The following is a 22,811-nucleotide window of genomic DNA, read 5'->3' as shown; positions in this document are numbered from 1 at the left end:
CCGGGCGTGATCGTTGCATCCTATGTCGGACAGACGGGCGCAAGCACGCTCCTCAGCCCGCCTCGCCCGGAGGGGGCTGCCGCTCCTCCTCGAGACGGAAGACCGGCTGGGCATTCCCGGGACGGGGCTCGCCCTCCAGGACGGTCACCTCCAGGAGCCGTCCTCCCAGCAGGAGACGCAGGCGGTCCCCCTCGCGCACCTCGCTTCCCGGCTTGGCCGGGCGTCCGTTCAGCCATGCCCGCCCCGCCCGGCAAAGCTCCTGGGCCACCGCCCTCCGCTTGACGAGGCGGCTCTCCTTGAGCCACTTGTCGAGGCGCAACGCCACCACCCCCGTCCGGCAAGAAACAGGCGGGCCCTCCGGCCCGCCTGCCGCCTCTTCGCTTTCCGGTCCGGCGCCTTCAGCGCTTGGTGACCATCTCGCGGAGCGTCTTGCCGGCCTTGAAGGTGGGCACCGCGTTGCCGGGGATCTGGATGGTCTCGCCGGTACGCGGGTTCCGGCCCACGCGCGACTTGCGCTGCCGGACCTCGAAGGTGCCGAACCCCACCAGCGAGACCCGCTCGCCGCCGGCCAGCGCTTCCTGGATCCCGTCGATGACGGCGTTGATCACGCGCTCGGAATCCTTCTTCGTCAGGCCGGTCTTATCGGCCACGGCAGCCACCAGATCGTTCTTGTTCAAGGTCGATTCGCTCCCCCGTCAGAGTTTTTCGGAGGCGGTATTCGCGCCCGTTTCCCACATTCCTCCCAAATCCGTCAGCCGCCCGGCTTGAGATCGCTCCTCTCCGCCTCCCCGCCGCCTCGGGCCAGCCCCCGCTTGGCCTGCTGCCAGAGCCTGTCCAACCCCGGGGCGTCGAAATTCGTCAGGCCGCCTCCGGAGAGGCCCTCCATGACCTGAAACCTGTGCACGAACTTGCGGTTGGCTCGCGCCAGGGCCACTTCCGCATCCACCCCGTACCATCGGCAGAGCTGGGCCGCGGTGAAGAGGAGATCGCCCGCCTCCTCCTCCCGCGTCGCCGGCTCGTCGGCCTGCCGCAGCTCGCCGGCCTCCTCGCGCAGCTTCTCCCAGACGGCCTCGACGCTATCCCAGTCGAAGCCCGCCGCCGCCGCCCGCTCTCCCAGCTCCTGGGCAGCCGCCAGCGCCGGCTGCTCCAGCGGCGGCCGGCCCAGGGCCGACTCCGGCCCCCCGCCGGAGGCCGCCCGCTTGATACGCTCCCAGTTGGCCTCCACCTCGCGGGCCGTGCGCAGCTCGGCCTCCCCGAAGACGTGGGGATGGCGCCGGATCAGCTTGCGCGTGAAGTGGTGCAGGAGGTCCAGCAGCGAGAACTCGCCCGCCTCTTCCGCGATGGCGGCGTGCAGCAGCACCTGCAGGAGGAGGTCCGCCAGCTCGTCAAGGAGGGCGCCGGCCTCGCCCCGGTCGACCGCCTCCGCCAGCTCGTAGGCCTCCTCGATGGCGTAGCGGCGGAGGCTCCGGTGATCCTGCCGGCGGTCCCAGGGGCAGCCGCCCGGCGCGCGCAGGCGGCGGACCGTCTCCGCCGCCTCCGCGAAGGCCTCGCCCAGCTCCGCCCGCCCGGCCTCCAAACCGCTCCCTCCTTCGCGCCCGGACTCCTTCGCCCCTCATTCCACCCGGGCCGGCCATCCCCTCCTGCCCGTCCTCCCAGGAAGCGCAGCGCGCCAGAAGGCCGGGGCGTCCCGCCCCGGCCTTCGCACCCCCCTGGCGCTCACGGCTCCATCTGCTTGCCCAGCACACTGGCAGCCGCGCTCACCAGCTTCTGCTCGGTTTCGCCCATGGAGGCCCCCGCCTCGTGCGAACAGAGGACGACCGCCCCGATGGGATCGCCCAGGGCGACGATAGGCGCGATGGCGTAGACGGTCAGGTGCGCATTGCCCTCGTCGTCGGCCGGCAGGAGCGGCTCCTGCTGGTTCTGGCCGATGATCACCTGGCGCTCCGCCATCGCCCGTTCCACGGCGGGGCCGATGCGCTTGTCCATGAACTCCCTCTTGGCCGCGCCAGCCACCGCGATGAAGACGTCGCGGTCGCTGACCAGGGCCACGTGCCTGGAGACCTCGTGCAGCGACTCGGCGTACTCCTTCGCAAAGTCGCTCAGCTCCCCGATGGGGGAGTATTTCTTGAGGATGACCTCGCCGTCGCGGTCGACGAAGATCTCCAGGGGATCGCCCTCGCGGATGCGGAGCGTCCGGCGGATCTCCTTGGGGATCACCACCCGTCCCAGATCGTCGATCCGTCGGACGATGCCGGTAGCCTTCATGTCTACCCCCCTCTCCCGCACCGCCCTCACCGATAGTGTACGGGGGCGTTTCGACGGTTTATGCGGCGGGGGGCCTCCGCTCGCGGCGGGCGGGCCTCGCCGCCGCGCTAGCCCGAGGTGACCGTCGCCTCCGTCCCCGGCGGCCGGCTCCACCGCCGCAGGCCGTCCAGCCCCGCCACCGCTTCCAGCACCCTCTGGACGCGCGCCAGCAGCTCGCGCCCCGAGACGGCGCCGATGGCGATGCGGAAGCCCACACGGCCGCCTCCGTCGACCCGGGCGCGCCCCACTCCCGGAACGACCAGCGCCTGCAGCTCCGGCCGAAGGTGCTCCAGGAAGCCTGCGAACTGGACGTGGAGCTCTCGCCGTTCCTGGGTCAACGCCAGGATCCCCATCTCTGTGGCGGCGATACGGAGGCGGGCCAGCTCGAGCAGGTTCCGGACCTGCTCCGGCGGTTCCCCGAACCGGTCGACCAGCTCCTCCAGCAGCTCGTCGACCTCCGCCGCCCGTTCCAGGCGCTGCACCCGCTTGTACAGTTCGATCTTCTGCCTCGGATCGCGCACGTAGCCGTCGGGAACGTAGGCGTCCAGCGCCAGCTCCACGGTCGCCCGCGTGGCGGGCACGGAGCGCTCGCCACGCAGCTCGCGCACGGCTTCCTCCAGCATCTGGGCGTAGAGGTCGAAGCCGACCGAGGCGATGAAGCCGTGCTGCTCCGCCCCCAAGATATTGCCCGCCCCCCGGATCTCCAAGTCCCTGAGCGCGATGCGGAAGCCCGAGCCCAGCTCGGTGAAGTCCTTCAGCGCCTCCAGCCGCTTCTGGGCCGTCTCGGCCAGCACCTTCTCCTTCCGGTAGGTGAAGTAGGCGAAGGCGACCCGGTCCGAGCGGCCCACGCGACCGCGCATCTGGTAGAGCTGGGCGAGGCCGAAGCGGTCGGCCTCCTCCACGATCAGGGTGTTCACCCGCGGGATGTCGAGCCCGTTCTCGATGATGGCACTGCAGACGAGGACGTCCGCCCGGCCCTCCAGGAAGTCGCTCATCACCTGCTCCAGCCGCTCGTCGGAGAGCTGGCCGTGCGCCACCAGCACCCGCGCCTCCGGCACCAGGCGGCGCACCCGCTCGTAGGCCTGGTCGATGGTCTGGACGCGGTTGTGCACGTAGTAGACCTGGCCGCGCCGGGCCAGCTCCCGCTCCAGCGCCTCCCGGATCAGCGCCTCGTCGTACTCCACCACGTACGTCTCCACCGGGAAGCGGCCCGCGGGCGGGGTCTCGATGACGCTCATGTCGCGGATGCCCGCCAGCGACATGTGCAGCGTCCGCGGGATGGGCGTGGCCGTCAGGGTGAGCACGTCCACCGCGCTCTTCAGCTTCTTGAGGAACTCCTTGTGCTCCACCCCGAAGCGCTGCTCCTCGTCGATGATCACCAGACCCAGGTCCTTGAAGGCGAGGTCGGGCTGGAGCAGGCGGTGCGTGCCGATGAGGATGTCCACCTCGCCGCGCCGGGTGGCGGTGAGGATCGCTTCCTGCTCGGCTGTGGAGCGGAAGCGGCTGAGCGCCTCCACCCGGACGGGGAAGCCGGCCAGGCGGCGGCGGAAGGTGACCAGGTGCTGCTGCGCCAGCACGGTGGTCGGCACCAGGAGTGCCACTTGCTTGCCGTCCATGACCGCCTTGAAGGCGGCGCGCAGCGCCACCTCGGTCTTGCCGAAGCCCACGTCGCCGCAGAGGAGGCGGTCCATGGGGCGGGGGCGCTCCATGTCGCGCTTGATCTCCTCGAGGGCGCGCAGCTGGTCCTCGGTCTCCTCGTATGGGAAGCTCTCCTCGAACTCGCGCTGCCAGGTCGTATCCGGCGCGAAGGCGTGACCCTCCACCGCCTGGCGGGCGGCGTAGAGCTGCAGCAGCTCGTCCGCCATCTCCCGGACCGAGTTGCGCACCCGCTCCTTGACGCGCTCCCACTCGTTCCCGCCCAGCCGGTAGAGGCGCGGCGCCCTTCCCTCGGAGCCGACGTACTTCTGGACCGCCTCGATCTGCTGCGTCGGCACATAGAGGCGGTCGCCGCCCTCGTACTCGAGGATCATGTAGTCGCGGTGGACGCCCTGGACCTCCATGGTCTGCACGCCCAGGAAGCGCCCGACCCCGTGCTGGACGTGGACCACGTAGTCGCCCGGCGCCAGGTCCTCCCAGCGCGCCAGCGCCTGCCCCACCGACTCGTAGCGCGGCCGCGCTCTCCTGAGGCCGGGCCGGCGACCGCGCAGCTCGCCGGCCGTCAGCACCACCAGCCGCAGTCCGGGCAGCTCGAAGCCGGCGCCCAGGGAGCCGTCCAGCAGGCGGATGGCGCCGTCCGGCAGCTCGCACTGGCCGTCCGGCGCCTCCAGTGGCTCCAGCCCCAGGTTGCGCAGCTCCCCTGCCAGCGCCTGGCGCTGGGCAGACCCCTCGGTGACGATGAGGCAGCGCTGGCGCCGCGCCCGCCAGCGCTCCAGCTCCTGCTGGAGGAGGGCCAGCTGGCCCCGGAAGACGGGTACGCCCCGGGAGCGGATCTCCACGGGCCGGCTCTCGCCCGCCGAGGCCGGGGCCAGCCCGGAGAGGTCGGCTCCCGGCCGTTCGGTCCAGAGCGGACGTACCCGCGACGGCTCCAGCACCAACGCCTCCTGGCCGGGAAGCAGCGCTCCCTGCTCGACCAGGCCGGCGACCCGCTCGCGCCACTCGCGGTGGATGCCCTCCAGCCGCTCCTGCAGCCGCTGGGGCTCCAGCGCCAGCGTGATCGCCCCGCGGGTCAGATAGGCCTCCAGGCCCACCACCGGGTGGATCAGCGGCAGGAAGCGCGACGGGTCCCCGGCCCCCAGCAGCTCCTGGCGCGAGGCTTCGTCCAGCCGTCCGCCGGCGCGCCCGGCCGCCTCCTCGCGCTCCGCGGCGCTCGCCTGCACCTCCCAGGCGGGCGAGAGCAGCACCTCCTCCAGCGGGTGGAGCGACCGCTGGCTCTCCAGGTCCAGGGCGCGCAGGGAGTCGACCACATCGTCGAAGAACTCCATCCGCACCGCCTCGCCCGCGGGCGGGGCCACGTCCAGGATGTCGCCGCGGACGGCGAACTGGCCCGGGCCATCCACCCGTTCCAGGCGCTCGTACCCCGCCTCGGCCAGCCGCCGGGCCAGCCCGTCCGGCTCGAGCCGGTCGCCGGGGCGCAGGCGGAGCAGATACCGGCGGAAGACCGAAGGCGGCTCCAGCGCCCGCACCAGCGCGTCCACGGGCGCCACCACCACGGGCGGCTCGCCCTCCAGCAGCTGCGTCATCACCTCGAGGCGAGGCGCGAGGAGATCCCAGGAGCGGGCGGTCAACCGGTAGGGTGTCGCCTCCATGGGCGGCAGGACCAGCACCGGCCGGCCCGGGCGCCACCACTCCACGTCTCGCGCCAACTGCTCGGCCTGGCGCAGGTTGGAGACCACCACCAGGAGCGTACGCCCTTCCAGGGCGCGCGCCAGCATGGCCACGGTCATCGGCTGGGCGCCCTCCGTCAGGCCCCACAGCCATGCCCGCTGACCCTTGCGGATCCGGTCCAGCACCCCGGGGCTCTCCGGCCGTTCGAGCCACTCCCGGTAGAGCCGCTCCCAGACGTTCAATCCGGTCGCATCCCTCCGCTTCCGCGCCAGCGGTTGGCCTCGTTCATCGCCTGCTCCAGCCCCCGGGTGAGCAGCAGGCGGACCACCTCGCCCGCCCGCGTCACGCTTTCCTCGAATACGGCCCGCTCCTCCCCCGCGGCTGCGCCCAGCACGTAGGCGACGACCTCCTCCTTCGCCGCCGGGTGGCCGATGCCGACGCGCAGGCGGGCGAAGTCGGAGCGCCCCAGGGCCTCGATCACCGACTCGACTCCATGATGCCCCGCAGCGCTGCCTCCCCTGCGCAGGCGCAGGCGCCCCGGCGGCAGGCCCATGTCGTCGTGCACCACCAGGAGCCTCTCCACGGGCACGCGCCAGCGCGCCAGGGCAGCCCGTACCGCCGGGCCGCTCAGGTTCATGTACGTGAGCGGCTTGACCAGCACGGCGGCCGCCCCGCCGCCCTGCGCGGCCAGCTCCGCCCAGAGGTACTGCCGCTCGCTCCGCCAGCGGGAGGCCTCCGCCCGGGCCAGCTCCTCCACCACCCGGAAGCCCGCGTTGTGCCGGGTAGCAGCATACTCCGGCCCGGGATTGCCGAGGCCGGCGATCAGCCAGCGGCCGCCTGCGTCAGGCGCCACCCTGCCCGCCGGCGGCGCCCTCACCCTCGGCGGCCTCGCCGCCCGTGGCGCCGGCCTCCTCCGCCTGCGGCAGGGCGATGGTCAGCACCGCCTCCTCCGCCGGCGTGATCCTGCGCACGCCCTCGGGCAGCTGCAGATCGCCGGCGGTAAGGGTCGTCCCCGGCTCGAGCGCCGAGACGTCCACCCGGATCTCCTCCGGAAGCCGGGCCGGGAGCGCCTCCACCTCCAGTTCGTCCAGCAGGCGCTCTACGATGCCGTGCCGCTTCTGGAGCTCCTCCTCGCCCACCACCACCAGGGGTACGTCCGCCCGGACCGGCCGGTCGAGGGCGACGCGGTGGAGGTCGAGGTGGAGCGGCTGGCCGCTGACGGGATGCCGCTGCACCTCCGCCACCATGGCGGGTGAGAGGCTTCCTTCCAGGTCCAGGTCCAGAAGGCCGCGCACGCCGCCCGCCGCCACCAGCTCGTCGAACTCGCGCCGGGGGACGGCGATCGCCTCGCTCCCGCCCTCTCCGTAGACGACCGCGGGCAGCCACCCCTCCCGCCTCTCGCGGTTGGGATGCCCGGCGAGTCGCCGTCTCGCATGCAACACGGGACGCTCCAAGATACCGACCCTCCGTTTCTCCTATGCCGCTGGCCCGGCCGGCGCGCCAGGAGCCGCCCGGACGCCCGCGGAAACCAAGCTTACAGCATGTCCAGCGGCTCGTTGAACAGGGCGCTGACGGACATGTCGCTGTGGATGCGCCGGATCGCCTCCGCCAGCAAGGGCCCGGTGGAGAGGACGGTCAGCTTCCCGTCGATCTCGCTTCGCTCGGGCTGGGCGATGGTGTTGGTCACCACCACCTCCTCCAAGCCCGCCTCGCGCAGGTTCTCCCAGGCGTTGCCGGAGAAGACCGGGTGGGTGGCACAGGCGATGACGCGCCGCGCTCCCCGGCGCTTCAGCTCCAGGCTCCCCTCGCGCACGGTGCCGGCGGTGTCGATCATGTCGTCGACGATGATGGCGTCGCGCCCCTCCACGTCGCCGATGACGTGCGTCACCTCGGCCACGTTGGGCTCCGGCCGGCGCTTGTCCAGGATGGCCAGGCCGACGCCGAGGCGGTCGGCCATGTCCCGGGCGCGCGGGACGCCGCCGGCGTCCGGGGAGACGACTACGGTCTGCCGGTCGAAGCCCCGTTGACGCAGATACTGCGCGAGGAGAGGGACGCCCGACAGGTTGTCCACCGGAACGTCGAAAAAGCCCTGGATCTGGCCGGCGTGGAGGTCGACCGTCAGCACCCGGTTCGCCCCCGCGACGGTGATCAGGTTGGCCACCAGCTTGGCCGTGATGGGCTCCCGACCGCGCGTCTTCCGGTCCTGGCGGGCGTAGCCGTAAAAGGGGACGACCGCCGTGATGCGGCCCGCGGAGGCGCGGCGGAGGGCGTCGATCATGATCAGGAGCTCCATCAGGTTGTCGTTGACGGGCTGGCTCGTCGGCTGGACGACGAAGACGTCGATGCCGCGCACGTTCTCGCCGATGGAGACGCGGATCTCCCCGTTGGAGAAGCGCCCCACGTCGACCTGGCCCAGGGGCACCTTCAGGTGGTCGCAGATCTCCTGAGCCAGCCGCGGGTTGGCCGATCCCGAGAAGATCTTCAGGCCGCTGAAAGGCCGGTCCTCGGCTTCCTCGTGGTGGTTCACCGCGACTCCTCCCCGGAGCCGGCGTCGTCCGCGCGCCGGCGCGCCCACTCCGCCTTGTTCGTCTGCCGCTCCCGGGCGATGGCCAGCGCCCAGGGCGGCACGTCCCGGGTCAGCGTCGAGCCGGCCGCCACGTAGGCGTGCTCGCCCACGTGGAGGGGCGCGACGAGGTTGGCGTTGCAGCCGATGAAGGCACCGTCGCCGATCTCGGTCACATGCTTCTTCCGCCCGTCGTAGTTGACCGTGACGACGCCGGCGCCGATGTTGACCCCCGCGCCCAGCCGCGCGTCGCCGATGTAGCTGTGGTGGTGGATCTTGGTACCCGGCCCGACGCGGCTGTTTTTCACCTCGGCGAAGTTGCCGACCAGCGCGCCCTCGGCCAGCTCGCTCCCCGGCCGCAGGTGCGCAAAGGGGCCCACCTGCGCGCCGGGGCCGATCCGGCTCGACTCCACCACCGAGAAGAAGACCTGCGCACCCGCGCCCACCTCGCTCTCCACCAGGTGGACGCCGGGGCCGACGCGCGCGCCCGCGCCCACCCGGCTCCTGCCCAGGAGCCAGCACATGGGTTCGATGCGGGCGTCCGGCCCGATCTCCACGTCGGGGCCGATCCAGGTGCTCTCCGGGTCGACGACGGTGACCCCCCGCTCCATCCAGGAGTCCGCGATGCGTCGGCGCAGCCACCTCTCCGCCTCGGCCAGCTGACGCCGGTCGTTGACGCCCTCGAACTCTTCGCGCCGGCCCGCCCGCCAGACCTCCACGCGCCCGCCCGCCTGCCGGATGCGCGGCAGCGCGTCCACCAGGTAGTACTCGCCCTGGGCGTTCCGCGGCTCCACCTCGCCCAGCGCCCGGAAGAGCGGCCCGCTCTCGAAGACGTAGAGGCCGGCGTTGACCTCGCGGATCGAACGGGTCCGCTCGTCCGCGTCCGCCTCCTCCACCACCGCCAGGAAGTCCCCTTCCGCCGAGCGAACGATGCGCCCGTACCCGTGCGGGTCCGCCGGTTCCATGCTGGTCAGCGTGGCCGTCGCGCGCGTGCGCCGGTGCTCCGCGCGCACCGCCTCCAGGAGGGCCGGCTCGAGCCGCGGCATGTCCCCGTAGAGGACCCAGAGCGTGGCCCCCTGCGGCAGGAGCGGCTCCACCTGCCGCAGCGCGTCGCCCGTGCCGCGGGGCTCCGGCTGAACCACGTAGGTGCAGCGCTCTCCCAGGTAGGCCTGGATGGCCTCCCCCTCCGGCGGCACCACCACCAGCACCTGCTCCGCGCCCGCGCGCTCCGCCGCGCGGACGGCGTACTCGATCATGGGCAGGCCCAGCAGCGGCTGCATCACCTTGGGCTGCGCCGACTTCATCCGCTTCCCCTGGCCGGCGGCCAGGATGACCGCCACCATCCGATCCACCCGTCTCCGCCCCCGTCCGCTGGACTCGTCGGTCCCCGCGGCGGCCGCGGGTTCCCGCCCGTTGCTCTCCGTTCACATTAGAACTCTTCCGCGCCCCGATGGAGCGGAGAGAGACGTCCGCCGGCCTGGAAAGGGGCCGACGGGCCGGATCTCCCGGCGCACCGGCCCCGTCGGCAGGCGCCAGCCGCCTGCGGACGGCCCGCCGCCGTCCTGCGCGCACCCCGGTAGGGAGGCGGGAGGAGAGGCGACATCCGGCAGCAAGCGCGGCGAAGAGGCGTCCGGCAGCCACCAGGCGGGAGGGCCCGTCGCCGCGACGCCCGCCGGGGCTGCCGGAGGCGGCCTCCGGCACCTCGGCGGGCTTCCGGCCACAGAGGGGCCTTCCGCCGCCCGGCCCGTCCGAGCGGCGGCCCGCGCCATTATACACAGCTCGACCAGGGCCGTCCGGCGAGCCGCGGAAGCGCGCGTAGCGGCCTCCCACGCCCCTCAGGCCGTCTCCTCCCGGGGCTCCCCCGCCTCCTCCCCGGCCTGAAAGGCGGCCAGGACCGCGCCCTGGATCCGCTCGCGCATGCTGGCGGTTATGGGATGCGCCACGTCCAGATACTGCCCGGCCGGCGTGCGACGGCTCGGCATGGCGATGAAGAGGCCGTGCTCGCCTTCCACCACGCGGATGTCGTGGACGACGAAGGCGTCGTCGAAGGTGACGCTGGCGCTGCCCCGCACTCTCCCCTGCCCGGCCAGCCTGCGGATGCGCACCTCGGTCACTTCCACCGCGATCCCTCCCCGTTCGGGGGCTTCCTCCCGGCTTCGCCAGGCCTCCCCCGCTGCGGAGGGGTTCGACAGGGGAATTCCATTTCCTTCCAGTCCGCGGCGCAGCGCCTGGACGGCGAAGAGGAGGGCCGCCAGCACCACCAGGATGCGGACCACCCAGGAGAGCAGGCCGGCCAGAAAGCGCACGGCCAGCAGAAAGAGGACGCCCGCCACCAGCAGCCCAAGCCCGAGGCCCATCGCCCCGCCTCCCCGCCGGCGCTCAGCCCGTCACGTCGTAGCCGGCGGCCGTCACCCGGCCGTGGATCTCGGCACCGTGGGCGGCGTCGCGCACCTCCAGCGTCACCGTCACGCGCGTCCGCCCCACCGGGATGCGCGCGTCCAGCCGGTCGTGGACCACGTCCAGCACGTTGGCGCCGGACTCGGCGATGACGTGCAGGAACTGCTCCAGCGCCCCCGGCCGGTCGTCGAGGAGGGCGCTCCAGCGGACCACGCGCCCCTCCTCGTAGAGGCCGCGGTCGATGATGCGGGCGATGCGGTTGACGTCGATGTTCCCCCCGCTGACCAGCAGCACCACCCGGCGGGCGCCGCTGCGCAGGCGCTCGTGGGCCGCCAGCGCGGCCAGCGTCACGGCGCCCGCCCCCTCCACCACCAGGCGCTCACGTTCCAGGTAGTGGAGGATCGCCCGCGCGATCTCCTCTTCGCCCACCAGCACCACGTCGTCCAGGAAGCGCTCCAGGATGGAGAGCGTCCGCTCGCTGGGCCGCTTCACCGCAAGCCCGTCGGCCAGCGTCGGCGGATGGCCCGCGGCCGGGGGCGGAGCCGCCTCCGGCCCTCCGCTGCGCCGCCGTCGCAGGGCGTCGTAGGCGGCGGGAACGCTGGCCGACTGGACGCCAACGATGCGAACGGAGGGTCTGACCTCCTTCAGGGCCAGGGCGACACCCGCCGCCAGGCCGCCGCCGCCAATGGGCACCAGCACGGTGTCCGCCTCCGGCAGCTGCTCCGCGATCTCCAGCCCCACCGTCCCCTGTCCCGCGATCACCCAGGGGTCGTCGAAGGCGTGGATCAGGGTGGCACCCTGGCTTTCCGCCACCTGGACCGCCCAGGTGAAGGCCTCGTCGAAGCTCTCGCCGTAGAGGACGACCCGCGCCCCGTACCGCTCGGTGGCGGAGCGCTTGGTGATGGGCGCGTCCACGGGCATGACGATGGTGGCCGGGACGCCCAGCGCCTGGGCTGCGAAGGCGACGCCCTGGGCGTGGTTGCCGGCCGAGGCGGCCACCACCCCCCGCCGCCGTTCGCCCGGCGCCAGCTCGCTCATGCGGGCGTAGGCGCCGCGGACTTTGAAGGAGCCCGTCCGCTGCAGGTTCTCCGCCTTGAGAAAGACCTCCATCCCGTACCGCTCGGAGAGCGTCACCGAGCGCAAGAGCGGCGTCCGCTCGGCCACGCCCGCCAGCCTGCGGGCCACCTCGCGGACCAGCTCCGGCGTCGGCTCCAGGACGCTCGCCTCATCCCTCTCCACGCTCTCTTCCGCCTCCCGTCCCTGTGGCTGCCAGAGGGCGGAGCTCCACGCGCCTCGCCGCCTCGTCGACCCGCTCCACCTCGATCAGCGCCACGAACTCCTCCACCCGCTTCTCCCGCGGCTCCCGCGCGGCCGCCAGTACCCCCAGGCCGGCCACCTCGCAGTCGAACTCGCGCAGCAGTTGCCGGACCCCCAGCGCCGTCCCGCCCCCGCGCAGGAAGTCGTCCACCACCAGCGCCCTGCGCGCTCCCGCCAGCGCCCGCCGCGCCAGGGACATGGTCTGGATGCGCGGCCCCGAACCCGACAGGTAGTTGACGCTGACCGAGGAGCCCTCGCTGACCCGCGAGCCGTGCCGGATGACCACCAGGGGCAGGTCCAGCGCCCGCGCCGTCATCAGCCCCAGCGGGATGCCCTTGGTCTCGACGGTCACCACGCGGTCCGCCCCCGCCTCCCGGAAGCGGCTGGCCAGCATCCAGCCGATCCGTCCGGCCCACAGGGGATCGAAGATGATGTCGCTCATGTAGAGATAGCCGCCCGGCAGGATCCGCTCGGGATCGGCCAGGCGTCGCGCCAGCTCGTCCAGCCACACCCGCTCCAGCGCGGGCGACAACTCCGGGCGCAGGCGGAGGCCGCCGGCCGCCCCGGCCACCGTCTCCAGGCGGCCGATGCCCAGCGAGGCGAGCGTCGCGTCGATGATGGCGGCGTCCTCGCTGAGCGACGATTTGGCCACGCCCAGCTCCTCGCCCAGGCGCGAGAGCGAGATCAGCCGGGAGGGTCGTTCCAGGAAGCTCCAGGTCAGGGCCACCAGCCGACGGCTGCGCCGCGGGTGCGCCAGGCCCCGCCCCCCGTCCTCTCCGCTCAAGCCGGCCTCCTCCCCGCCAGCCTCTCCTCGGCCAGCCTCCAGTCCGACACCTTGTCGACGTCGATGCCGATCTCCGGGTCGGGCGAGACGACCGCCACCCCTCGGGCACCCCCCAGCCGCCGCGAAAAGTAGGCTTCCAGCTCGGCCAGGCTGGCGGAGCGGGTGAGCAGGCGGAAGATCATGCCTGGTCCGAAGAGTGCGGCCAGGCGGAGAGGGTTCTTGCGGGCGTCGTAGAGGCGCTGCACGCCTTCGATCACCCGCGGCATCACCTGCGGTCGCGCCAGGAAGAGATTCCCCATCGTGACCGCGCCCTCGCGCAGGCGGACGTAGGTGCGGTGGACCCCCGGATAGGCCCGCTCGCAGACCTGGCGCAGTACCACGGGAGCCGCCAGGTCGGCGCCCGCCTCCACGGCGGCGGAGATGAAGCGGTCGATCATGGGCCCCGTCACCAGCGGGATGTCGGCGGTGGCAAAGAGCAGCCGCTCCCGGCTCTCCAGGCCCTCCAGGGAGCGGAGTATGGTGCCGGCGAATGTGGTCCCCGGTTCCCGCAGCTCCGCCAGCCCCTCCAGCGCGGGCGCCAGAGCGGGCGGCCCCATCACCCGGATCCCCTCCACCCACTCCGACTGGCGGAGCGCCTCCACCACCCAGACGGCCATGGCCTTGCCGGCCAGCGGTATCTCGGCTTCGAAGGCGACGTCGGCCACCTCGCGCAACGGCCCCGTATTGGCGCCACCGGCCAGGACGATCGCGTGAACCAACCGCTTCACCCTTTCACCCTTTGGACGGGCTCGCCGCCGCGGCCTGGCCGCTCCTCCCCGCCGGGAGGACGGCCAGGCCGGAGGGGGCGAACCGGCTGCGGAAGAGCCGCGCGCCCTGCCGCCGCGCCAGGCGCTCCAGCTCCTCCCGTTCCGCGTCGCCGGCAGGCAGGGCGAAGAGTGTCGGCCCGCTGCCGCTCATGCCGCAAAGCGGCGTCACCCGGCGCCAGGACTCGAGGATCGCGCGGATGCGGGGCGCGCGGCGCGCCGCCGGTTCCAGGAGGTCGTTGTGGATCAGCCGGGCCAGGCTCTCCGCCCGCCCGGGACGCAGGGCGCCCAAGGCTCCGTGGGGGTCGTCGTGCCGCAGCCCGGGGTCGGCCGCCGCCAGCTCGTCCCAGGCGGCGTAGACCTCCCGGGTGAGCAGCGGCGGCTCCGGAACCGCCAGGAGCACCTCCAGGTCGCCCAGGAAGGCCAGCGGGACCACTTCCTCGCCCGTTCCCGCCACGAACGCGGTCCCGCCCCGCAGGGCGAAGGGTACGTCGGAACCGACGCGCCGCGCCACCGCCAGCCGCCGCCCGGCCTCCAGCTCCAGCCCGTAGAGAAGCTCCGCGGCTCGCAGCACGGCGGCGGCGTCGGCGCTGGCCCCGCCCAAGCCGGCCGCCACCGGGATGCGCTTGGCCAGCCGGACCGCCATGGGCAGCGGGCGACCGACCTCTGCCTCCAGCTCGGCCAGCGCCCTCCAGACCAGGTTGGCCCCGTTGGCCAGGCTCTCGTCGTCCACGCTCAGGGAGGTGGATTCCGCCGCCTCGCACTCCAGCCGGTCGGCCAGGGCGAGCGACTGCATCAGCGAGGTGATGCGGTGGAAGTCGCCGGCGCGCCCGGCGATGTGGAGCGAGAGGTTCAGCTTGGCCCTGGCCTCCAGCCGGATCGTCACCCCGCGCCCCCTCCCGCCGCCGCCGGCCCCGGCAGGCCGGCGTCCCGGAGTCCAACGTGAAGATGGGCGCTCCGCCGCCCCGCGTCAAGCACGGCGGCGGGGGCCTGGCCCACGAACAAACCGGCCACTCGCACGAGTGGCCGGTACCGGTTCACCGCGAAACTCCTGCGCATCCCCTCGCCCGGCCCGGGGCCGAGAAGCCCTCAGACCGCACCGGAGGGCGCCAGCAGCTGCTCGCCCTCGCGATCCAGGAGGCGAAGCTCCACCTCGCTGGTGAGGATGTCCTGGTAGGTGTAGGAGACATGACGCCCTTCGATGCCTTCCTGGAGGCGGATCACGAAAAGGCTCGAGTAGGTGCTCTCCAGCGTGCCCTCGCGCTCGACGAACTTGCGGCGTCCCTTATTCGCCCGAACCCTCACCCGCTCGCCGAGGTGCGCCTCCAGGACACGGCGGATCTGCAGCATCTCCTTCTGGCCCGCCACGCTGCCGCCACCCCTCTCCGTGCGTACATTGAAAATCTACCACGGGGGGGCCGGGTAGTCAAAGGCGAGCTATTATAGGCGGACGCCGCCCATCCGTCAACGGTGCCGGAGCTACTTGGTATATTTGTCGGCCACACTGGAGGCGCCGAACGAGTCGGGCTTGATGCGGGCTCCGAAACCGCTGCCGGTCACCATGCCGACGATCTCACGGATCAGCTCCTTGGTCTCGCCGTGGGCGCCGATGTCCAGGTGGATCTCCACATGGAGGCGGGCATAGCCGTTCTCCGACAGCTCCTCCGCCAGGCGACCGGCCAGCTGGAGGCTGAGCGAGGCCTCGTACAAGATGCGTTGGCGCAGGCTCTCCGTCCTGCGCCGAACGCGCTTCTCGTAGAAGTAGCGGCCGCCCTTGCCCCGTCGGTGGACGACCACCGCCGTGACGTAGACCACCTCGTGGCTGCGAAGCTGGGAGTCGCTGCCGACGATCAGGTTGTACTCGGCCTCCGGCTCCTCCTCAAGGAAGCGGACGATCTCCTCGAAGACGCCCTGGAAGTCGAGCAGACCCCGGGTAGGGCTGTAGAACGCCATCTCCCTCTCCGGCTCGCCCGCCGGCAATTCCTCCTCCGGCGCCCTCAGGGCGCCCCCCCATTATATCTCCGCCCCGCCGGCCTCCCGGGCCAGGCGCTCGAACTCCTCGACGCTCAGCTCCTCGGCACGCGACGAGGGCCGGATTCCGGCCCGCTCGCAGAGGCGCCGCACCGTCGCCCGGTCGGCCCTCCCCGCGAATCCCGGCCAGGCGAGGAGCGTGTTCTCCAACGTCTTCCGCCGCCTGGCGAAGGCCGCACGCACCAGCGAGTCGAAGGGCTCCCGCGGGGGCCGTTCCGCCCGGGGCCAGAGCCGGACCAGGGACGAGTCCACCTCCGGGACCGGCCAAAAGGCGGTGGGCGGGACTCGGCGCAGCCGTTCCACGGCCGCATACCGCCGGACCAGGACCGTCAGGGCACCGTACGCCTCCTCCCCCGGGGTGGCGAGCAGACGGTCGGCGAACTCCCGCTGGACCAGCAGCACCATCCGCTCCCAGGCCGGCCGCTCCCGGCCCAGGAGGTCGCGGACCAGGGGACCGGAGATCGCATAGGGCAGGTTGGAGACGACCATCTCCCGGGTCGCTCCCCGCATCGCCTCGCACCAGGCGGCCCGCCAGTCGAGGCGGAGGACGTCTCCTTCCAGGAGCCGCAGGCGTCCCTCTCCGGCCAGCTCTCCGGCCAGCCAGGAAGCCAGGCGGCGATCCCGCTCCACCGCCAGCACCCGGCACCCGCGCTCCAGAAGGGCGGCGGTCAGCGTGCCCGCGCCCGGCCCCACCTCCAGCACCGCCGTCTCCGGGTCGCAGGCCGCCGCCTCCAAGATGGCCTCCAGCAGCCGGCCGTCCACGAGGAAATTCTGCCCCAGCCGCCGGTTGGGGCGGATCCCCAGCTCGGCCATCAGCGCCTTCAGGCGGGCGACGGAGGTGCCCGGCAGCACCGCCCTCACCGCGCCCCGCCCGGAGGGCGGAGGCCGTAGAGGCGGGCCAGCCCGTGCCAGGCCGCCGCCAGCAGCGCCTCCGGCGATTCGCCGCGCAGTTCGGCCACGGCCGCAACCGTCCAGGCGACATGGGCCGGCTCGTTCCGTCGCCCGCGCAAGGGGTGCGGCGCCAGGTAGGGGGCGTCGGTCTCGTAGAGCAGGCGCTCGGCCGGCGCCCGCCGGACCGCCTCGCGCAACCGGTCCAACCCGCGGAAGGTGACCATGCCCGAGATGCCCAGATAGAGGCCCCGCTCCAGGTAGGCCTCCGCCTCCGCCGGTCCCCCCGAGAAGGAGTGGACCACCCCGCCCCGTTCGGGCAGGCCGACCTGGTCCAGGATCTCCAGCATCTCCCCCGCCGCCTCGCGTTCGTGTAGGACCACGGGCAACCCCAGCTCCCGCGCCAGCTCCAGCTGTCGCCGGAGCACCTCCCGCTGCACGGGGCGCGGCGAGAAATCGTAGTGGTAGTCGAGACCGATCTCGCCCACCGCCACCGCACCTCGCACGGCCATCTCGCGCAGTCGCTCCAGGAAGTCGCCCGGCGCCCGGGCGGCCTCGTGCGGGTGGACGCCCACGGCCGCTGCGACCGCCGGCAGGCCGCCGGCCGCAGCCTCTGCCAGCGCCCGGTCCGAGTCCTCCAGCGAAGTGCCGTTGTCCAGGATCCAGAGCACGCCCGCCGCGGCCGCCCGTTCCAGGACGGCTTGCCGCTCGCCCGCCAGGGCCGGGTCGCCCAGGTGCGCGTGCGCGTCGAAGAGCGGACCCGCGGCCGGCCGCTCCGGATCCAGGCCGCCCGCTCGGCGACCCTTGCCGCTCACGCGCGCGCCCCGCCCTTCACCGCACCCGGCTGCCCGGCTCCACCGGCCGCTCGGGCTCCACCAGCGCCAGGCCGGTGCCGTCGCTGGCGGCCAGGATCATGCCCTGCGACTCGACGCCCCGCAGTCGCGCCGGCTTCAGGTTGGCGACGAAGACCACCTGCCGTCCCACCAGCTCCTCGGGCCGGTACTGCTCCGCCACCCCCGCCACCACCTGCCGGCGCCCCAGCGGGCCCGCCTCCAGCGTCAGCTTGAGCAGGCGGTCGGCGCCCGGGATACGCTCCGCCGCCGCCACCCGGGCAACCCGAAGGTCAAGCCGCCGGAAGGTTTCGATGTCGACCGTCTCCGTCTCCGGCTGCGGGCGTCCCGCGGCGGACGACCCGCCGTCCGGCACGGAGACCCCGGCGGCCCCGGCCGTTTCGGCCTCGGCTGCCGGCGGCTCCAGTCGCGGGAAGATGGGCTCGCCGCGCCGGATCGGATCACCCTCGCGCAGGCCGCCCCACGCGGCCGCCTCCCACCCGCTGCGCGGCGAGCCCTCCACGCCCAGTTGCTCCCAGATGGCCTCGGGCGCGCGCACCAGGAAGGGCGTCAAGAGGACCGCCGCAAGGCGGAGCGTCTCCGCCACGTCGTAGAGGACGGCCTCCAGTTCGGCGCGCCGCTCGGGGTGGCGGGCCAGCTCCCAGGGGGCGCGTTCGTCCAGGTACTTGTTGGCCCTGCGCACCGGCTCCAGCGCCGCCTGGGCCGCCTCGCGCAGCGCCAGCCGCTCCATGGCGCGCGCGTACGCCTCTCTGGCCTCCTCGCTGGCGCGGCGGAGAAGGCCGTCGCTGGCAGCGGGCGAGGGCACCCTGCCGCCCGTATAGCGCTCCATCATGGCCGTCACGCGGGAGAGCAGGTTGCCCAGGTCGTTGGCCAGGTCGGCGTTGACGCGGTGGACGAAGCTCTCCTCCGTAAAGTCGCCGTCCTCGCCGAAGGGCGTCTCGGCGCAGAGAAACCACCGCACCGCGTCGACGCCGAACCGGTCCAGCAGGTCTCCCGGGGAGATGACGTTGCCGCTCGACTTGGAGAGCTTGGAGCCACGGTAGTTGAGGAAGCCGTGGACGAAGATCTTCCTGGGCAGCTCCAGCCCGGCGGCCATCAGCATGGCCGGCCAGACCACGGCGTGGAAACGGCTGATATCCTTGCCGATGATGTGCACGTCCGCCGGCCAGTAGCGCCGGAAGCGCTCCGGATCGCTGCCGTAGCCGATGCCCGAGATGTAGCTGATCAGGGCGTCGAACCAGACGTAGATGACCTGCGTGGGGTCCCAGGGGACCGGGATGCCCCACTCCATGTTGGCCCGGCTGATGCTGATGTCCTCCAGCCCGCCGCGAAGAAGCGCCAGCACCTCGTTGCGCCGCGTCTCCGGCTCCACGAAGTCGGGGTGGCGCCGGATGTGGTCGAGAATGGCGTCGCGAAAGGCGGAGAGCCGGAAGAAGTAGTTCTCTTCCTCGATATACTCGGCCGGTCGGCGGTGGACGGGGCAGAGCCGCCCCGGCTCCAGCTCCTTCTCGTGGTAGAAGGCCTCGCAGCTGGCGCAGTACCAGCCGGCATAGCGGCCCTTGTAGACGTACCCGTGGTCGTAGATCGCCTGGGCCAGCAGCTGGACCGCGCGGGCGTGACGCTCGCCGCTGGTCTGCATGAACTCGTCCAGCTGGAGTCCCAGCCGCGCGTAGGTCTCCCGGAAGAGCCGGTGCATGCGGTCGCAGTACTCCTTCGGCTCCAGCCCCTGCGACCGGGCGCTGCGCAGCACGTTGACACTGTGCTCGTCGTTGCCGCCCAGGAGGAAGCCGTCCTCCCCCCGCAGCCGGTGGTAGCGGACCAGCGCGTCGGCCGTCACCTTCTCGTAGGCGTGGCCCAGGTGCGGCACCGAGTTGGAGTAGTCGATGGCGACGGTGACGTAGAAGGAAGGCTTGCCGTTCTCCCCCGCTCGCGCCGCGGCTCCGTTCACTCTGTCCCCTCCCCGGCGGCCTGCCGCCGCCCTGCTCCCTCCACCAGGAGGACATACTCGCCCCGCGCCCTCTCTCCGGAGAGCGCGCTCGCCAGCTCGTCCAGGCTGCCGCGACGGAACTCCTCGAAGCTCTTCGTCAGCTCCCGCGCCACCACGGCGCGCCGTTCGCCGCCGAAGAGGTCGCGCATCTCGGCCAGCGTCCGCGCCACCCGTTCGGGCGCCTCATAGAGCACCACCGTCCGCGGCTCCCCGGCCAGCTGCCGTAGCCAGCGCTGGCGGGGGCCCGCCCGCCGCGGCGGGAAGCCGGCGAAGGTGAAGCTGTCGGTGGGCAGGCCCGAGGCGCTGAGCGCGGCCACGGCAGCCATGGGACCCGGCACCGGCACCACGCGCAAGCCTCGCTCGGCCGCCAGGCTGACCAGGCGATAGCCGGGGTCGCTCAGCGTCGGCGTCCCGGCGTCGCTGACCAGCGCCAGCTCCTCGCCGGCCTCCAGCCAGGCCACCGCCTCCTCCGCCCGCCTCCGCTCGTTGTGCTCATGATAGCTGACCAGCGGCTTTTGAATCGCGTAGCGCCGAAGCAGCAGGGCGGTGTGGCGCGTGTCCTCGCAGAGGATGCGGTCGACCGCGCGGAGGACCGCCAGCGCCCGCAGCGTCACGTCCTCTAGGTTGCCGATAGGCGTCGCCACCACGTAGAGGGTTCCCGCCAAAGCGCTACTCCGCCCCCGCCACCAGGCTGCCCCGCGCCTCCGCGCCACCCGTCTCCAAGGCGCCCGCCCACTCGTAACGCAGGCAGCACTTGAGACGGCCGCAGAGGCCCGAGAGCGACTCCGGATTGAGGGCCAGCGCCTGCTCCTTGGCCATGCGGATGGTGACGCTGCTGAACTCCCGGAGGAAGCTGGTGCAGCAGAGGATGCGCCCGCACGGCCCGATGCCGCCCAACATGCGCGCCGCGTCGCGCGGCCCCACCTGGCGCAGCTCGATCCGCGTCCGGAAGCGGCCTGCCAGCTCGCGGACGAGCCGGCGGAAGTCGACCCTCTCCGGGGCCGTGAAGAAGAAGAGGAGCCGTGACCGGTCGAGGGTGTAACGCGCGTCCACCAGGTGCATGGCTAGGCTCTCGGCCTCGATCAGGCCCGCGCAGACCGCGAACGCCTCGTCGGCCAGCTTCCGGTTCTCCCGCTCCGCCTCCAGGTCGGCTTCCGTCGCGAGGCGCACCAGCCGGGGCAGCTCCGAGGCCTCGGCGGCCGCGCTCCATCGCCCCCGCCGTGCCACCCAGCCCAGTTCCAGTCCGTGCTCGCCCTCCACCACCACGGCCGACTCCAGCGCGGGCTCCACCTCGCCGGTGACCGCCTGCGTCACCGGCCCGGCGGGGCGCAGCCGGACCCCGACCACCCGAACCCTGCCCTCGTCCAAGACCTCCACCTCCACCGGCGGCGGCGCATTTCGCCGCCCGCGCCGGTTCCGGTTCCCTATTCTGGCGCCCCTCCGCCGATCCTCTCCGGCCCCCGAGCCAGCCAGAGGCGCCTCAGCTCAAGCAGCAGGACGTCCAGCACCAGCTCGCCTCCCACGTTGGCGCGCAGCGCCTCCGCCGCCCGCGCCAGCGAGCGGGCGGCCTCCAGGCGAGGGCGCGCGGGCACCACCCGCAGCCGGGCGGGCCACGACGCCTGCCCGCCGTCGCCGTCGCGGCCCGAGGGCGGCCGGAAGCTGGCCGCCAGCGCCTCCTCCACCGCCCCCAGGCGCGCCTCCAGCTCCTCGCGCCCGAGCGTGGCCCAGTCGCGGGCCAGCTCCCAGATCCCGGCCGGTCGCGGCGAGAAGAGCGCTTCGAAACAGGCCGCCGCCAGGTCGCCGCCCCCGACTCCGTCCTCGCCGGGGCTCGACCCCTCCCGGCTCTCCGTCTCCCTCCCGCGCCCCGGGTGCCGCTCCGTGCAGCGCGAGCGGATGGTGGGCAGAAGCCGGTCCGGAAGGGCGGTAGCCAGCAGCAGCAGGGCGTCCCCCGGCGGCTCCTCCAGCGCCTTGAGCAGGGCGTTCTGGGCGACGCCGCTCAGGCGGTCGGCTTGTCGGAAGAGGAGCACGCGGCGCGCCGCCGCCACCGGGTGCAGGGCCAGCCAGCGGAGCGCCCGGTAGACGTCCTCCACACCCAGGCTCCCTGTGGAGGGTGGCTCCACCGCGAGCCAGTCCGGATGCGCGCCGGCCTCCGCCCGCCGGCAGGAAGCGCACTCGCCGCAACCGTGGCCGCGCTGGCAAAGGGCCCGGCGCGCTTCGTCCAGCGCCGCCCGCTCGGTCGCCTCCCGGGCGCCCACCAGCAGCAGGGCGTGCGCCCGCCGGACGGCGCCACCGGCCGCGGCGCTAGAACTTGGCGAAGTGCTCCACGTCGAGGACGAAGACGGTGGCACCGCCGACCGTCACCTCCACCGGATAGGTCATGTAGCTCTCGACCTGCCCGGCCGCCGGCGGCATGGGGTTGACCATCTGCTGGCGCGACTGGCAGACCTCGCCGATCAGGCCCAGCACGTCCGCCACCTCGTCGTCCTGGACGCCGATCAGGAGCGTCGTATTCCCCTCCCGGAGAAAACCACCCGTACTGGCCAGCTTGGTCGCGGAATGGCCGCGGTCGACCAGCGCCGCCAGCAGGCGGCCCGAATCCTTGTCCTGGACGACGGCGATCACCAGCTTCACGTCGCCCCACCTCCCTCCTGCCTCGAGCGCCAGAGCCGCCATGCGTCCTCCAGGATGGCAGCGTGCAGCCGCCCGGGCGGCCTCCCCGCCTCCAGCACCAGGAAGCGCCCGCCTTCGCCGCGCGCCAGCTCCAGGTACCCCTCGCGCACCCGCCTGTGGTACTCCAGCTCGCGCCGCTCGATCCGGTCCGGCGGAAGCGGCCCCTTGCGCCGTCGCTCCAGTCCCGCCTCGGGCGGCAGATCCAGCAGGTAGGTCCGGTCCGGCTTCCTGCCGGCGGTGGCCCACTCGTTGGCCGCCTGCACTGCGGCCAGCGGCTCCCCCAGCCCGAAGGCCTGGTAGGCCACCGTCGAGTCGGCGTATCGGTCTGCGATGACGCACCGCCCCTCCGCCAGCGCCGGCAGGATCCGCTCGCGGGCCAGCTGCGCCCGCGCCGCCAGGTAGAGGAAGCTCTCCGCCGCGGCTGCGAGCGGCTCACCCGTCCCCAGCAGGAGCTCCCTCACCTTCTCCCCCAGCGCCGTGCCGCCCGGTTCCCGCACGCGCAGCACCGGCACGCCCCGCGCCGCCAGCGCCTCGGCCAGGAGCGCCGCCTGCGTCGACTTGCCGGCGCCTTCGCCGCCCTCAAAGCTCAGGAAGAGCCCCTCGATGGCACCTGCCTCCCCGCGTAACGTACCAGAATCGCACTACCACTCGCACCGACGGCACCCCCCATCCCCCCACCGGAATATAGAACGGCCCCCTGCCCGCGGAATACGGAACGGGCCCCTGCCCAAAGGCAGGGGCCCTTACCAAATTGGCTCCTGGTGCAGGACTCGAACCTGCAACCCTCCGGTTAACAGCCGGATGCTCTACCATTGAGCTAACCAGGAAGGAAACTCCGGACCGGCGACGGCAGCGACCTACTCTCCCGGGCGGTCGCCCGCCGAGTACCATC

Annotated in this window: 23 protein-coding genes, 1 tRNA gene and 1 pseudogene; all 25 read right to left on the bottom strand. The window is 73.0% G+C overall.

Going from position 1 to position 22,811, the window contains the following annotated elements; translation table 11 throughout:
• Positions 1 to 52: 52 nt before the first annotated feature.
• Positions 53 to 319 carry an RNA-binding S4 domain-containing protein gene (locus K6U79_03180; protein MCL6521359.1) on the bottom strand — a complete coding sequence of 89 codons (267 nt, stop codon included), beginning with the start codon at positions 317 to 319 and terminating at the stop codon, positions 53 to 55.
• A 79-nt stretch (positions 320 to 398) separates the two neighbouring features.
• A complete protein-coding gene (locus K6U79_03175) occupies positions 399 to 677 on the bottom strand; it encodes an HU family DNA-binding protein (GenBank protein ID MCL6521358.1) in 279 nt (92 codons plus the stop codon).
• A 74-nt stretch (positions 678 to 751) separates the two neighbouring features.
• On the bottom strand, positions 752 to 1,576 hold the full coding sequence (gene mazG, locus K6U79_03170; GenBank protein ID MCL6521357.1) for a nucleoside triphosphate pyrophosphohydrolase: 825 nt from the start codon (positions 1,574 to 1,576) through the stop codon (positions 752 to 754).
• Between the two features lie 140 nt (positions 1,577 to 1,716).
• The gene (gene spoVT, locus K6U79_03165) at positions 1,717 to 2,265 is read right to left on the bottom strand and encodes a stage V sporulation protein T (protein MCL6521356.1); all 549 of its coding nucleotides are present in this window, start codon (positions 2,263 to 2,265) and stop codon (positions 1,717 to 1,719) included.
• 107 nt (positions 2,266 to 2,372) lie between these two features.
• Positions 2,373 to 5,870 carry a transcription-repair coupling factor gene (gene mfd, locus K6U79_03160; protein ID MCL6521355.1) on the bottom strand — a complete coding sequence of 1,166 codons (3,498 nt, stop codon included), beginning with the start codon at positions 5,868 to 5,870 and terminating at the stop codon, positions 2,373 to 2,375.
• The gene (gene pth / locus K6U79_03155) at positions 5,867 to 6,481 is read right to left on the bottom strand and encodes an aminoacyl-tRNA hydrolase (GenBank protein MCL6521354.1); all 615 of its coding nucleotides are present in this window, start codon (positions 6,479 to 6,481) and stop codon (positions 5,867 to 5,869) included. Before pth ends, mfd begins: the two co-directional genes overlap by 4 nt.
• Entirely contained in the window at positions 6,471 to 7,082 is a 612-nt protein-coding gene (locus K6U79_03150) for a 50S ribosomal protein L25 (protein MCL6521353.1), read from the bottom strand. The genes pth and K6U79_03150 overlap by 11 nt, the downstream gene beginning before the upstream one ends.
• A gap of 80 nt (positions 7,083 to 7,162) precedes the next feature.
• A complete protein-coding gene (locus K6U79_03145; GenBank protein ID MCL6521352.1) occupies positions 7,163 to 8,113 on the bottom strand; it encodes a ribose-phosphate pyrophosphokinase in 951 nt (316 codons plus the stop codon).
• 38 nt (positions 8,114 to 8,151) lie between these two features.
• Entirely contained in the window at positions 8,152 to 9,543 is a 1,392-nt protein-coding gene (gene glmU / locus K6U79_03140) for a bifunctional UDP-N-acetylglucosamine diphosphorylase/glucosamine-1-phosphate N-acetyltransferase GlmU (GenBank protein MCL6521351.1), read from the bottom strand.
• Between the two features lie 483 nt (positions 9,544 to 10,026).
• Entirely contained in the window at positions 10,027 to 10,311 is a 285-nt protein-coding gene (gene spoVG, locus K6U79_03135; GenBank protein ID MCL6521350.1) for a septation regulator SpoVG, read from the bottom strand.
• Positions 10,312 to 10,570: 259 nt separating this feature from the next.
• Positions 10,571 to 11,803, bottom strand: coding sequence for a threonine ammonia-lyase (gene ilvA, locus K6U79_03130; protein MCL6521349.1), 1,233 nt, complete (start codon positions 11,801 to 11,803; stop codon positions 10,571 to 10,573).
• Between the two features lie 10 nt (positions 11,804 to 11,813).
• Positions 11,814 to 12,662 carry a pur operon repressor gene (purR, locus tag K6U79_03125; protein ID MCL6521348.1) on the bottom strand — a complete coding sequence of 283 codons (849 nt, stop codon included), beginning with the start codon at positions 12,660 to 12,662 and terminating at the stop codon, positions 11,814 to 11,816.
• Positions 12,663 to 12,685: 23 nt separating this feature from the next.
• The gene (locus tag K6U79_03120) at positions 12,686 to 13,456 is read right to left on the bottom strand and encodes a nucleotidyltransferase family protein (protein ID MCL6521347.1); all 771 of its coding nucleotides are present in this window, start codon (positions 13,454 to 13,456) and stop codon (positions 12,686 to 12,688) included.
• A gap of 4 nt (positions 13,457 to 13,460) precedes the next feature.
• A complete protein-coding gene (gene ispE, locus K6U79_03115; GenBank protein MCL6521346.1) occupies positions 13,461 to 14,378 on the bottom strand; it encodes a 4-(cytidine 5'-diphospho)-2-C-methyl-D-erythritol kinase in 918 nt (305 codons plus the stop codon).
• Between the two features lie 203 nt (positions 14,379 to 14,581).
• On the bottom strand, positions 14,582 to 14,842 hold the full coding sequence (locus K6U79_03110) for a Veg family protein (protein MCL6521345.1): 261 nt from the start codon (positions 14,840 to 14,842) through the stop codon (positions 14,582 to 14,584).
• 129 nt (positions 14,843 to 14,971) lie between these two features.
• Positions 14,972 to 15,445: a ribonuclease H-like YkuK family protein gene (locus K6U79_03105; protein ID MCL6521344.1), complete on the bottom strand. Its 474-nt coding sequence runs from the start codon at positions 15,443 to 15,445 to the stop codon at positions 14,972 to 14,974.
• Between the two features lie 60 nt (positions 15,446 to 15,505).
• Complete coding sequence (gene rsmA, locus K6U79_03100; protein MCL6521343.1) at positions 15,506 to 16,384, bottom strand: 16S rRNA (adenine(1518)-N(6)/adenine(1519)-N(6))-dimethyltransferase RsmA; 879 nt, start codon at positions 16,382 to 16,384, stop codon at positions 15,506 to 15,508.
• Positions 16,381 to 17,226 (bottom strand): TatD family hydrolase, encoded by an 846-nt coding sequence (locus K6U79_03095; protein MCL6521342.1) that lies wholly within the window; start codon positions 17,224 to 17,226, stop codon positions 16,381 to 16,383. Before K6U79_03095 ends, rsmA begins: the two co-directional genes overlap by 4 nt.
• Positions 17,227 to 17,242: 16 nt before the next feature.
• A complete protein-coding gene (gene metG, locus K6U79_03090) occupies positions 17,243 to 19,210 on the bottom strand; it encodes a methionine--tRNA ligase (protein MCL6521341.1) in 1,968 nt (655 codons plus the stop codon).
• Positions 19,207 to 19,914 carry a 16S rRNA (cytidine(1402)-2'-O)-methyltransferase gene (rsmI, locus tag K6U79_03085; GenBank protein MCL6521340.1) on the bottom strand — a complete coding sequence of 236 codons (708 nt, stop codon included), beginning with the start codon at positions 19,912 to 19,914 and terminating at the stop codon, positions 19,207 to 19,209. Before rsmI ends, metG begins: the two co-directional genes overlap by 4 nt.
• Before the next feature lie 4 nt (positions 19,915 to 19,918).
• A complete protein-coding gene (locus K6U79_03080) occupies positions 19,919 to 20,617 on the bottom strand; it encodes a hypothetical protein (GenBank protein MCL6521339.1) in 699 nt (232 codons plus the stop codon).
• A 56-nt stretch (positions 20,618 to 20,673) separates the two neighbouring features.
• Positions 20,674 to 21,597 carry a hypothetical protein gene (locus K6U79_03075; GenBank protein MCL6521338.1) on the bottom strand — a complete coding sequence of 308 codons (924 nt, stop codon included), beginning with the start codon at positions 21,595 to 21,597 and terminating at the stop codon, positions 20,674 to 20,676.
• Positions 21,551 to 21,880 (bottom strand): cyclic-di-AMP receptor, encoded by a 330-nt coding sequence (locus K6U79_03070; protein MCL6521337.1) that lies wholly within the window; start codon positions 21,878 to 21,880, stop codon positions 21,551 to 21,553. The genes K6U79_03075 and K6U79_03070 overlap by 47 nt, the downstream gene beginning before the upstream one ends.
• Before the next feature lie 18 nt (positions 21,881 to 21,898).
• Positions 21,899 to 22,524 (bottom strand): annotated as a pseudogene (gene tmk / locus K6U79_03065) (dTMP kinase).
• A 147-nt stretch (positions 22,525 to 22,671) separates the two neighbouring features.
• Positions 22,672 to 22,746, bottom strand: a tRNA-Asn gene (locus K6U79_03060).
• Positions 22,747 to 22,811: the final 65 nt, after the last annotated feature.

The organism is Bacillota bacterium (genome assembly GCA_023511835.1).
Classification (GTDB): domain Bacteria; phylum Bacillota; class Sulfobacillia; order JAIMAT01; family JAIMAT01; genus JAIMAT01.
Note: the sequence above shows the minus strand (reverse complement) of the source record. Positions and strands in the feature narration are given on the sequence as shown.

Excerpts from the sequence above, each read along its gene's own strand:
- K6U79_03110 (MCL6521345.1), bottom strand. The coding sequence starts at position 14,842 with ATGCTGCAGATCCGCCGTGTCCTGGAGGCGCACCTCGGCGAGCGGGTG.
- K6U79_03105 (MCL6521344.1), bottom strand. The coding sequence starts at position 15,445 with ATGGCGTTCTACAGCCCTACCCGGGGTCTGCTCGACTTCCAGGGCGTC.
- spoVT (MCL6521356.1), bottom strand. The coding sequence starts at position 2,265 with ATGAAGGCTACCGGCATCGTCCGACGGATCGACGATCTGGGACGGGTG.